This is a genomic window from Candidatus Methanoperedens sp. (assembly GCA_027460535.1).
Lineage (GTDB): Archaea > Halobacteriota > Methanosarcinia > Methanosarcinales > Methanoperedenaceae > Methanoperedens.
Map to the genome: position 1 here is coordinate 174,105 of JAPZAR010000027.1, position 11,632 is coordinate 185,736.

Annotated in this window: 11 protein-coding genes and 1 tRNA gene; 7 read left to right on the forward strand and 5 right to left on the reverse strand. The window is 41.2% G+C overall.

What is annotated here, in order from left to right:
* Positions 1-3: 3 nt before the first annotated feature.
* Together O8C65_12265 and O8C65_12270 are read left to right on the forward strand one after the other, a co-directional pair.
* Positions 4-1,143, forward strand: coding sequence for an SPASM domain-containing protein (locus tag O8C65_12265; protein ID MCZ7357698.1), 1,140 nt, complete (start codon positions 4-6; stop codon positions 1,141-1,143).
* Positions 1,144-1,483: 340 nt separating this feature from the next.
* On the forward strand, positions 1,484-1,723 hold the full coding sequence (locus tag O8C65_12270) for a hypothetical protein (GenBank protein ID MCZ7357699.1): 240 nt from the start codon (positions 1,484-1,486) through the stop codon (positions 1,721-1,723).
* 65 nt (positions 1,724-1,788) lie between these two features.
* On the opposite strand, the gene O8C65_12275 is transcribed toward O8C65_12270, so the two are convergent.
* The 5 genes from O8C65_12275 to O8C65_12295 form a co-directional block, all read right to left on the reverse strand.
* On the reverse strand, positions 1,789-3,564 hold the full coding sequence (locus tag O8C65_12275) for an Ig-like domain-containing protein (protein ID MCZ7357700.1): 1,776 nt from the start codon (positions 3,562-3,564) through the stop codon (positions 1,789-1,791).
* 373 nt (positions 3,565-3,937) lie between these two features.
* Positions 3,938-5,485, reverse strand: coding sequence for a hypothetical protein (locus O8C65_12280; GenBank protein ID MCZ7357701.1), 1,548 nt, complete (start codon positions 5,483-5,485; stop codon positions 3,938-3,940).
* Between the two features lie 495 nt (positions 5,486-5,980).
* Positions 5,981-7,339: a diadenylate cyclase gene (locus O8C65_12285; GenBank protein MCZ7357702.1), complete on the reverse strand. Its 1,359-nt coding sequence runs from the start codon at positions 7,337-7,339 to the stop codon at positions 5,981-5,983.
* Positions 7,340-7,567: 228 nt separating this feature from the next.
* Complete coding sequence (locus O8C65_12290) at positions 7,568-7,693, reverse strand: hypothetical protein (protein MCZ7357703.1); 126 nt, start codon at positions 7,691-7,693, stop codon at positions 7,568-7,570.
* A 110-nt stretch (positions 7,694-7,803) separates the two neighbouring features.
* Positions 7,804-8,226 (reverse strand): DUF61 family protein, encoded by a 423-nt coding sequence (locus O8C65_12295; protein MCZ7357704.1) that lies wholly within the window; start codon positions 8,224-8,226, stop codon positions 7,804-7,806.
* Positions 8,227-8,419: 193 nt separating this feature from the next.
* On the opposite strand from O8C65_12295, the gene O8C65_12300 reads away from it, so the two are divergent.
* From O8C65_12300 to O8C65_12320, 5 genes are all read left to right on the forward strand, one after another.
* On the forward strand, positions 8,420-9,523 hold the full coding sequence (locus O8C65_12300) for a hypothetical protein (GenBank protein MCZ7357705.1): 1,104 nt from the start codon (positions 8,420-8,422) through the stop codon (positions 9,521-9,523).
* A gap of 94 nt (positions 9,524-9,617) precedes the next feature.
* The gene (locus O8C65_12305) at positions 9,618-10,016 is read left to right on the forward strand and encodes a pyridoxamine 5'-phosphate oxidase family protein (protein ID MCZ7357706.1); all 399 of its coding nucleotides are present in this window, start codon (positions 9,618-9,620) and stop codon (positions 10,014-10,016) included.
* A gap of 176 nt (positions 10,017-10,192) precedes the next feature.
* A complete protein-coding gene (locus O8C65_12310; protein ID MCZ7357707.1) occupies positions 10,193-11,215 on the forward strand; it encodes a histone deacetylase in 1,023 nt (340 codons plus the stop codon).
* A 34-nt stretch (positions 11,216-11,249) separates the two neighbouring features.
* Positions 11,250-11,322, forward strand: a tRNA-Gln gene (locus O8C65_12315).
* A 29-nt stretch (positions 11,323-11,351) separates the two neighbouring features.
* Positions 11,352-11,516 carry a hypothetical protein gene (locus O8C65_12320; GenBank protein ID MCZ7357708.1) on the forward strand — a complete coding sequence of 55 codons (165 nt, stop codon included), beginning with the start codon at positions 11,352-11,354 and terminating at the stop codon, positions 11,514-11,516.
* The last annotated feature ends 116 nt before the right edge of the window (positions 11,517-11,632 follow it).

The window sequence follows — 11,632 nt, forward strand, 5'->3', positions numbered from 1 at the left end:
TGCGTGTATATAGAATCCCTCAGTCTTGGTTTAACTAATAATTGCAATTTAAATTGTTCTTATTGCTTTGAAGGTAAAAAGAACAAATTGACTATGTCGGTTGATACTGCAAAGAAATCAATCGATTGGCTATTTCGGAATGATGTTTCAGGGCCTGTCAGTAAGGTAGATATTTCCTTTTTTGGAGGAGAACCTCTACTCGAAATGAACACAATTAAGGAGATAATTATATATGCTCGTGAAAAAGCTGAATTAATCGGAAAAGAAGCCAACTTTTCAGCGACAACAAATGGTGTTCTTTTTGATAAAGAAATTGCAGAATACTGGATTGAAAATAACCTTGGGATACTTTTGAGCTGTGATGGAATAAAAAAAGCTCATGATATCAGCAGAAAGTCTCAGTCAGGAGAGGGATCTTTTGATCTTGTTGAAAAGAACTTTGATAATGTACTTTCATTAAACAAGGGAAAAGAGGTTAGGATGACATATACTCCTCATACATGTAAATATATAGCTGATGGAGTGCAATATTTGAGCAATTGCGGTTTTGAAAGTATTTCCGTTTTTCCTTCCGAAGAAATGAAATGGACTGATCAAGACTTACTTGCCTGCGAAGAAAGTTTTTACAAAACAGGTGAATTCTTGGTAAATGCTCTTGAAAAGAATATTACTTTAATTATAAATCCTATCTCAAATCGATTAAAATCATTATTAAATGAAGATACCAAAGTTTTGAATAATGAAATGTGTGGAGCAGGACGAACCTACGTAGGAATTGGCGTTGATGGAACCATATACCCATGCCACAGATTTGCATCTCATAATAATTTTTCTGGAGCATATCCTATAGGTAACATAATTAACGGTCTTGACGAGATAAAACGGATCCCCTTCCTAAGAATGAAAAAAAACCTACTGCTGGGTTGTGACATTGAATGTGATATATGTAGTCTTCATGGTAATTGCACTGGTGGCTGTATGGCTGCTAATTATGATGTAACAGGTCATTTAACTCTAAGACCAAGGTCATTAAGATTTCATGAAATGATTTGGGATAATGTAGCGAAATCAATGATCGATTACTTTAAAGAAAATAACTATGAATCTTTTCGAGAAAAAATTCTTGGATCTAAGGGAATGTAACGAATTTGCTGAAACTTCTATAATGTGAAACAAATATTATAGGAGTTGAGGGGACGTGACGAAATATTCACAAAAGAGCAAACAAGAACATGGTTGAGGGAAAACAATCTGAAGGACGGAAAAAGCATTGTTTTAACAATTGCAACCTGCCTGTGGTCCACTATTCGTTGAATTGTTCTATTTCCTTATTTCCATATTATTAGTAAATTATGCTGTATTTAATTAAAACGGTTTTTTTTGGGCTCAGCCAGCACTTCATCTCATAATCCGACCGCCGTGGGTTCAAATCCCTCCCAGCCCGCTATTGATTTTTCAGATAACTATTCAAAGAGAATAGAGAATGAGTATAGATGCTTTTGAGAGACTGCCAAGATTGAAATATCTCCACCGAAAGGATAATAAAAACCAATCTCAGCTGCTAAACACCTTTTCTAAATTCGCCGGAAAAAGAGAGATAACACAGCACCCGCAGCATTTTCCTGGATACATGATAAAATCAAAAAAAGGAGATGAACTAATATATCTATTGTTAATTCGATTAAAAAGGATAAGTGGACTTCCAGCTAACATTTGGGGATAATTTCCTATGCGTAGAAAAAATAAAAAATAACTTGCCGGACATTAATTTTATATAACCTTTGGGATTTAATGTCTTCTCACCGTCAGCATTGTACTGCCACTCATTCCTCCATAGGTTGCATTGATTATAGTTGTTCCTGATGACAAGGCTCTGGCTAAACCAGTAGTAGCAGATATTGTGGCTACCCCAGGATTTGAACTTGCCCAGGTGGCAAGGTTTGTTATATCTACTGTCGTTCCATCCGAATATTTCCCTGTTGCTCGATACGATAGTTTGGAGCCTATCGATATTGTGCGATTTGCCGGAGTCACTGAAATTGATACCAGAGTTGGAACAGTTGGAACTATAACTGTTATATTTGCATTATGAGTGAATGAACTATTTGCGCCGGTCACTGTAACTGTATAAATCCCGGCAGCAGCAGTGGAGGAAACTGATATCGATAGTGCTGATGTGTTAAGACCTCCTGAGTGTATTACAAGTGAAGAATGGCTGAGATTAGTGGTTAAATCAGATGGATTAGATAGTGTTAATGAAACCGTGTCGCTGAATCCGTTAAGCGATGTTACAATTATATTCGCAGTTCCCAGGGCCCCATTTTGGATTGTCAAAGTAGACGGCGAGGCTGAGATTGAGAAGTCAGCCGTTGCGGCCGCATTATAATTAACTGTGAGAGGACTGCCTAGACCAGTAACATAATCATAACCCGTCGTTGCAGTGCAATAATATCCACAAAGTCCATTTGTTCCGCTTAGTATATCTCTAAAATAAGATGGATAATTTACTGATTTTGCATTTTGATAAAAGTTATTATTTGATGTAGAAAGTCCTACAGATTGGATTGCTGCCCATTGAGGTGCACCTGCGCTTGTTCCACCAACCGCCAACCACCCCCCGTAACCATATGTATCATACACCGATACTGGTGAATTCTGATAATCAGCGTTGTATGAAACATCAGGCACAGCACGTTTGCCATTTGTACGTGGTACGCCAAAGTTGATTTGATAAGACGGCTCAGTTTCATATACGCTCAGGCCTCCTCCACTTCCACTCCAGGCAGTCTCTGAAACAAGCGAGCCACCGCTGAAAGTGAGACTGGTTCCACCAACTCCGACTACGTTTGATGAGACAGCAGGCCATAGCACACCCGCTCCTCCATCTCCAGAGGAGGCAAAGAATGTTATTGGTGCTCCATTAAGGCTCGTAAAATATGGATCAAAACTGGATTCTCCGGAAAACTCTCCTCCACCCCAGCTCATTGATATTGCCACAACATCCGAGCGGCGCCGGGCATAATCAACTGCCGCGAGAAGATCATTTCCGCTGTTACTATTTGCTTCAACCAGAAGTATCTTTGCATTTTGTGCAATTGCATGAGCCCATTGGGTATCAAGTGCTATCTCAAGTCCCCAACCACTGTCTGTAGGAATACTTGGCGACATCATATGTTTTTCAAAACAACCATTCGAAGTCGTGCATTGAGGCAGACCGAATGCACTGCTGAACACATTTAAATCACTTTCAACGTTCGGATCATCAAAAGCATCAATAATTGCAATTGTTCCGCTACCTCCTGATGGAGGAAGATTATATACTGTTTTAATTTGCGCCGGGGAAAGAGGTGAAGCGATTGCTGGGCTAAGACCTCCACGAACATGGACTGGTGGTTGCGCTGACCAATTATGTGGAAACACATCTGGCAATATCCGTGGCGCATCTCCTTTTGAATGGCTTTCCGAGGCTGTGGCAATTGGGACTCCTGCAATGAGTACCTGTAATATAAACGATACAGCGATGAAAATAGTGAACACTCGTGTTTGAATTTTTGTTTTTACCATTGTTTTTCGACCTGCCAATAGTTTATATCCGCTTGTTTGCTATATAATAATGCTGGTCATTAACCACGTTCATGAAGAAGCCAATTGGAAACTGAAATCCCTGGGTTCTTCCACCAGTCATTACTCTGAGTTTAAAAATCTAAATTAAACATATTATACCCAATTTTCTTAAAAATATATATTCGTCATGAACCAGCCAGATTGGAATTCCAGGGAATCGGGGAGATGCTCAGAGGGCTGTATTATTCAGATAAATTGATTGTTTCTTTTCCATCAGACGCAAGGCAACGTATTGATTGAATAATTTTTTGCCTGTATCTTAACTTAGCCTAATTTATATAACCTGAATAAAAAATAAAAAGAGTAAAGTCTTCTAATTTGTTATCTTTACTCTTTGTTTCATCAGTTCTTCTTCTATGTCCACTCTTGGCGCGTTCATTGTAATGGGACTATATGCAATTACCGCTGCATCCTGAGCCAGGATGTCTTTAGTAGCAGGATCCAGCAATTGCACATAGTGCACAAGAGCAAAAGGTGACGAACCCCAATTACCTACCGGGATCGGAATTGTATGTGTCTTGTTATATCCGGCTGGTAATGAAGCCTTTGCTTTAGTAACCCATTTATTAGATTGAGGAACTCCTATGTACCACTCGAATGCCACAGGATTGGTTGTTGGATTGGTTATATTAAGAGTGACCATCATTGTGTCGCCTGTAGAATAGCTGGATTTATCTGTATTGATCGAAACAACATAGGGAGGCAACTGTCCATAATGAAGAAGACGATTATCGCTAAGTGTCACCCAAACATCATCGGACCCACTCCCCCAAACTGCATTAGCTGGAGGAATAGCCCCAAATGCTGTGATATTCTGCCAGATCGATCCATCAAAATGATAAACACGCCCGCTTGTCCACCGATCACGCCAACCAACGACATAAATATCATTCTTGCTTGATCCCCATATCCCTAATGCTGTCCCGGCATAAGAACTCCCGTAGCCTGGTGGATCGCTAAGGACTGTTCCATATTTACTTCCCCATGAACCAACTTTACTTCCAGGATAAGTTTCATTGAATCGCCAGACACGGATACCATTTACGAAATTATTGCTTCCGGCTGCATAGAGATGGAGTAATCCCATATCATCTCTCATTCCCCAAGCGTCGTAAATATCACAGAAATCAAAACCTCGATAAAAAGTCCACGTATTTCCGTCCCAAAGCCAGTGACCCCAACAATCAGTTACATAGATTTCATTCCTGCTGACATAAGCTAATTGATCACTCCAGCTATCGCCAAAAGAACCACTTTCGACTTTCCAGGCAGTTCCATTATATCTAAGAATTGTACGAATGCCAGTTCCAGTAATAAATGTCGCATATACATTCCCATATTCTCCTCCAAAATCATAAAAATACCCTTGAATTTCTCCAGGAGGAGACTGTTCGATCCAGTTTAACCCATTATAATGGTATATAATAGGTTTATTTAAAGCAGAGTTATAACCCGAAGCAAATATATCCGAAGGACCTGTTCCAAATATACGTCCATTGCTAATTCCCGGAAGGTTAAGCTCCTGGCTCCATATTCCCCCATTCAAGTGGTAAAGGAAAGACCCCGTCGTACTCTCCACCCAAACATAGAGATTGTCTGGTTGGTCTGTCCAGAGTTTTCCGAGCGTTGCCCCTTCAGGCAAACCGGGAATGGTCACAAAATTCCAAGTTGATGTAATTTCAGTAGCTTGTGCTGGGATACTGATTACTAACAAAAGCAAATATATTATGCCAAAGTTTATACAGTGAGTCCGCAAATTAAATTTCAAATTTATTCCTCCTCTAACCAATTTCAAACCCGTTTTTAATAAGACAACTATCTTAATAAAAAATACTTGCCCCAGACTTACTAATGCAATCACATTGATAAAAGTTTCGATTTATTTAGTTGTATAGATCAGACATTTTCCTGTGGTGAGTACCGTTTCAAGTTTTTCAATCAATTCTTTCCCTGCGACCTGCACATGCCCAGTAATGATGCAATATACTGATAATTCTCAGTTCCATTTTCTGAACGGAAACATCCAATGATCTTTCGCATTATCACATGCTCTCGCATAGAGATCATGAGCCTTGAAATATCAAATCATATTACTAGCCATTGCAAGCTCAGGATTACGAATCTCTGAATTGTTATATGCTGATATTGATAGAAAGAATAGAATGCTGTCACCTCAATCTCATGAAGGTAAGTACTGAAAGAGATTTAAGAGAAAGCAAGCTAAAGATTTTGGCCTAATCAATCTTTATCTGCCATCCAACTCTTGTTCCAGATGGCTTTTTACCAGCTTAATTCAGACTTGGATCCCGGAAAGATTGAAAAGGATTGTACAACAACATATAGCGGCATTTCGAGTTCAAGAAAAGGAACTCAATATCTTCCCGTTCTTGAATAGTGTTATTCTTCCCCCACTCTCGGACACTACTATTCCAATCGCTTTTGTTGCCATTGTCATGGCTGCCACTGAAAAATGCTTGGTTCCTAAACCTTTGGGGATATCGACCATACTCGCATCTGCCGTTAGGAACCGGCATGCCGCTTCCACTAAACCATCACCACCTATCACGAAGACACCATCCAATTGAGCCAGTTCCTTGATGGTATTACTGAATTCAGGATCGGTAATCATTCGCTCTTTTTTAGGGATTCCTTCAACCGGATTATGGATCAACTGCTTTGATCTGGCCAGTACGTCCTTTGAGTTTCCAATTATGAAGGCAGTGCCAACAGGTTTTCCTTCTCTTCCTTCTCTGGATATCTCAACAGCAATATTGAAAACAGACTCTAAAACAGGAGATTTAATATCAGCGCCCGATATTATCTTCTCCACTTGGCTCGATATATTCATATTTTCTTTCCTTTGGATGAAATATTCAAGACCCGGTGCATTGAGCATCTCTTTTTTGTCTTTTTTTTCTGTTTCCAGGATCCCGGCAAATTCAGATTTCACCTGTTGCCCTATACCTAATAAAAGTCCACCCAAATCCGGTGTTGTTTTATTATCCTCCGGTCCTATCACATCTTCCCTGACTTTGGGCACCTCTTCCTTTATTTTCAATTTATCCATCGCAGATGCAGCTTTAATACGTAATTCATGGGATGGATGGTTGCTCTGAAGGTATGATAAAATATCGTACGCATCTTCAACGATTGTTGGATCTTTATCTGCGATATTTTTTATTATCTTGCATGCATAGATTCTTTCGTCCAGATTGAGACCATTTAAAGCCAGATTCAATTCTCTTGTATGGCCTTTAAAGAATTCAGGGTGAAGTATGGCAATAGATCCGAGGAGATAATAAGCATTTTCTCTAACAGTTACGTTCATATTTCGAAGACTTAAAAGCAATCCAGGAACTGCAATGTTCATCTTTTCCGGATGTTTTTGATAGATCTTGTGCATGATTTCAAGGGTCTTCAGGATTTCACCTGTATGGAGGTCTTTTTGCAGGCAGCTCGCAATTAGATTTACGGAGTCTGATATTATTCCTGTGTCTTTATCAGCGACAACATTTAAGGCCGAGATGGCAGATTTGAAAGATATTGTATCAAATTTCTTTAAAATAGATATGAGTGACCCCGCTGTTTCCGGCACCAGAGATGGTTCTTTATTGAGTATTTCACTGAGATTGATTATATCGGTTCCACTTGCCGTGCCTCTTTCGATCTTTCTGATTATGCTTTGGGCTTTTTTTTTCGGGTTATTAAGCAACAATATTTACCTCTCAGCAAATTATGCTACTCCTCGTTAGAGTATAAAAGTTTTGACATAGCTGCTGTCTTTTCCGGTCCGGTTATACCGATTATTTTTTGAATGGTTCCCTTGGGATGCGATGGGCATGTGGGGATTCAGTCCCGCCACGCAGGTCTATACTTCCCTTGAAACGATCGCGGCGAATGGTACCGCCTCTTGTGGGGATGTTAAAGGAAAGAGGAAAATAATTCAAGGCCACACCGCTTTTATGATATCGAATTCTGGAATTACATAATAATAGAATACTGCCAGAACTGCTGCAGCTGCGATTATTTCTGCAATTATCACGAGAATTCCTGCCTTACCTCCGGACATATTAGACCTCTTTACCAAGTTGGAATGTTATTTCTTATAACTATATATTTATGTGAATATTTATAACTTTCTAATCCAACGATTGTAATTCATCCCGGTCCTACATTAACTTATATTGTAAACATAAACTGCGTCGTTGTAGAGAGCTCCTTCCGTATCTTCAACAAATGTGGATAATAAATCGTCATGGAATCCCTCTCCTCTGTACTTTTTTTCCCCTGTTCCAGAAGTCCCGCAATTATCATGCACTCAATCCTTCCAGAAACCCTGATAGACCCTCTCTCCATCGCAGAACTCATCTCAAGATAGATTGGAAGCCGAAGCCTGTCATGCTCCCATTCCGGCACAATAGAGGCAAGTTTCGCAAGCTCTTTTTTATCGAAAAAATGTACGGTACCGTCAAGGTTCCTTACTTCCGGCTTATTTTCAGCGAGCAGCACTTTCAGGGTCTTTCTCTTAACGGGAAGATGCCTGTTCAGGGTCTGCAGGAACTTTATGGATATTTTTTTATCGAAATCATCTTCTTTAAACATTCTTCATATCAATTACCGGATGATGTGTATTAATACCCCCTATCTTTTGATCTTTATAACTCATTATTGTATTCAATAGCGCTTCTTTTGGACGGAAAAATTAATATTCCAAAAAAATAAAGAAGATTCTTAAGATCCAGGATGCGTGCCTGGCGTGGCAGCGCACATTGGAAATAATATGGTGGGATACAAAATGAAAACTAAAATAAGTAAGATCATGTTGGCAATATTTGCAATGAGCATATTGCTTTCCGTACCCGCATCTGCTGATGTGGAAAAAGTGGACTTTACAGAGGGCGGGCATCTGGAAACAGATTTCGGGGTAAATTTTATGGCCGAATGGTGGTACCTGAACGGGAAGGCTACGTTAGTTTCATCAGACGGGGAAATAAAGGATGCGGGGTTCTTTGCAGTACTCGCACACCAGGAGTCTCCACTATTCAGGGGGTACTCTCAACTTCTGACTTTTCATGGGCTTTATTTCAACAAATCCGAACCCGTCTTCAATTATGTTGAGACATTCGTTCCGCGGGATAACGTCAGCCAGTTCATCTCACTTCATACGCCTTATGTGTATTACAGGTACCCTGACGGTTTAAAGCAAATAAAGGGTTCGCCACTTGGTGGGTACAATCTGGAATATGCATCTGTTCAAACAAATGTGGATATGGATCTTTTATTTCAGACAAATGTAAAGAAGACAGTGTACCATGCAAACAGTCCTCTTAACTTCACTACATACGAACATTCATACGGCACCCTTCATGGTTCAATAACCATAAACGGGAAAAGGTACACGGTAACCCGCGCCGAAGGATATATGGATCACATGATACCCGTGAGCAGGGGGCCATGGGCAATGGACATGCATGGGTGGAACTGGTTCGAAGTGACAACGAAAAATTATCAGGTGGTCGGGTATGCCATGAGAGGTCTTGATGATGGCTACGAGAATTATTCGTATAAGCACCTCACGTTGCTTGACAAGCAGAATGGAAAAGTGCTTGCGAAGTACTCGACGAAGGATATAACCATATCAGAAACTGGCTGGGTCAATGAGTCTGCGTTTAACAGAAAAAGGCCTGAAACAGTCGTATTCTCAACTCCAAATTTGAAGGTCGCACTGAATGCGGAAAGTGTAATAGATTTTAATAAATCAAGTCCCTCTAATCTGGCCGGGTTTGTTGATTTCATGGCTTTCCAGCCGAAAAAAGCATCGATCAAATACAAGGGAGATACAGAGCAAGGAAGTGCTTTCTTTGAGTATCTGGTCAGCGATATTGGCGTCGTACACTGAAAATGTAGAGCGAAATGAGAAAATAACCTCGAATGAAAAAAAAATCAAAACCTTTATACCAAAAGCATACTAAAATGAAAAAAGGTGATAAATTATGGTGAAAATGCCTCCTGAAATAAAGGAAGTTGTCGGAAAGCAAAAACCGCTGCCCATAGCCACAGCGGATAAGAGTGGGAAACCGAATGTTGTGTTCGTTACCATGTGGAAGATCCTGGATGACGAGACCATACTGTTCGTGGATAATTTCTTCAACAAAACACGAAAGAACATAGAAGCCAATCCCAATATGGCCATTGTAGCATATGATGGCGATGCCAAGAAATCCTACCAGATAAAAGGGACCGTGGATATCGAGAACAAAGGCGCAAAGTTCACATCTGCAAAAGAGATGGCTGACTCCAAGAAGCTGCCCGGAAAAGCGGCCTTCATATTCCACGTGAAAGAGATCTACGATGCTACCTATGGGCCCCGCGCGGGTGAGCGGTTAGCGTAATTATCTTTTTGGCGTTCCTGGTGCGAATTATGGCGTTGATACCTGAACAATTACGATAAAACAGGGATCGCATAGATGACATGGATTAAAATTATCCGTGGAAATCCATCTCATCCGTGTTCAATGCATCAGGCGTTTACCAGAACGCAAAGATTTTTTACTGTTTTTAATTAATTATGGACCGCACCGGGATAATCTACCATCCGGATTACCTGAACCACGATACAGGGACGCACCCCGAGAGAAAAGAGAGGCTTCTTTCAATACTTTCCCACCTGGAAAGAACAGGGATGATAGAACAACTCTCCCTGATAGAGCCACGGAGTGCAACACCTTCTGAAATCCAGTATATTCACTCTCCCGACTATATAGAAAAAGCCAGAAAGTATTCTGAACTTGAGATCCCGCTTGACCCGGATACCGTCCTGTGCAAAGCCTCATACAATGTCGCATTGCTGGCCGCAGGCGGCGCCGTCACGGCAGTGGATGCCGTTCTTGATAAGTTAGATAGCTCATTCGCGCTCGTGCGTCCTCCCGGCCACCACGCCACACCCGGCAGGGGAATGGGATTCTGCATTTTCAACAATATTGCCATTGCAGCGCGCCATGCTCAGAAAAGAGGGAAAAAACGCGTGCTCATCGTGGACTGGGACGTGCATCACGGCAATGGTACGCAGGAGTCTTTCTACGACGACCCCACGGTGCTTTATTTCTCGACGCATCAGTACCCCCACTACCCTGGAACAGGATGGCTGGATGAGGTCGGGATAGGGGAAGGAAAAGGGTACAACATCAACGTGCCTCTGCCCGCTGGCACGGATGATTCCGGATTCATTGCCGCATTTGAGGAAATACTTCTTCCTGCGGCGCTCGAGTTCAAACCCGATATGGTGCTTATTTCAGCCGGACAGGATGCCTGTTCCAATGACGGTCTGGCCCAGATGAGGATGAGTGTGAATGGTTTTGCGGTTCTTGCTTCTATCGTAAAATCCATAGCCGAAAAAACATGCGATGGGAAGCTTGCTGCGGTGCTGGAAGGAGGATACGATCTCGACCTGCTGGCACGCTCAGTTGCATCTGTGCTCGAAGTGTTCCTGGGAAAGGAACCCGAAAGGAAAGAAGCAATGCCGGGCGCCAGGGTAAGAGAAAGGATAGATGAAGTAAAAAAAGTCCAGTCGGAATTCTGGCATTTCCGATAGATTAATACGTAAAAAGCTATTATTTACGCCCCGAAGCCCGGTAGTGTAGCGGTCAATCATGCGAGGCTCTGGACCTTGCGACGTAGGTTCGAATCCTGCCCGGGCTACTTTTATCCTGAGCAAATGAATTGATAACATGAGTATCAGGGGAACTGACGAATTGTCAATGATTGGCACAAAGATCGAATTCATGCAAGGCCTTCGCGGCAATGGTTCGAATCCTGCCGGATTAAAAGAGACTATAAAAAAGTTTGGTTTTGGGGCTATCATGAAATATATGAAAATAAAAAACCGCAGATAAACGCAGATGAACGCAGATTCATGATAGCTTATTTGCGATCTATTATATTGTAACACCAAGGATTTTACAATCACGATTAAAAGAAAAGATTATTACTCCAATGAACATTGGAAATG

Excerpts from the sequence above, each read along its gene's own strand:
- O8C65_12305 (MCZ7357706.1), top strand. The coding sequence starts at position 9,618 with ATGGTGAAAATGCCTCCTGAAATAAAGGAAGTTGTCGGAAAGCAAAAA.
- O8C65_12270 (MCZ7357699.1), top strand. The coding sequence starts at position 1,484 with ATGAGTATAGATGCTTTTGAGAGACTGCCAAGATTGAAATATCTCCAC.
- O8C65_12300 (MCZ7357705.1), top strand. The coding sequence starts at position 8,420 with ATGAAAACTAAAATAAGTAAGATCATGTTGGCAATATTTGCAATGAGC.
- O8C65_12275 (MCZ7357700.1), bottom strand. The coding sequence starts at position 3,564 with ATGGTAAAAACAAAAATTCAAACACGAGTGTTCACTATTTTCATCGCT.
- O8C65_12310 (MCZ7357707.1), top strand. The coding sequence starts at position 10,193 with ATGGACCGCACCGGGATAATCTACCATCCGGATTACCTGAACCACGAT.
- O8C65_12320 (MCZ7357708.1), top strand. The coding sequence starts at position 11,352 with ATGAGTATCAGGGGAACTGACGAATTGTCAATGATTGGCACAAAGATC.
- O8C65_12295 (MCZ7357704.1), bottom strand. The coding sequence starts at position 8,226 with ATGTTTAAAGAAGATGATTTCGATAAAAAAATATCCATAAAGTTCCTG.
- O8C65_12290 (MCZ7357703.1), bottom strand. The coding sequence starts at position 7,693 with ATGTCCGGAGGTAAGGCAGGAATTCTCGTGATAATTGCAGAAATAATC.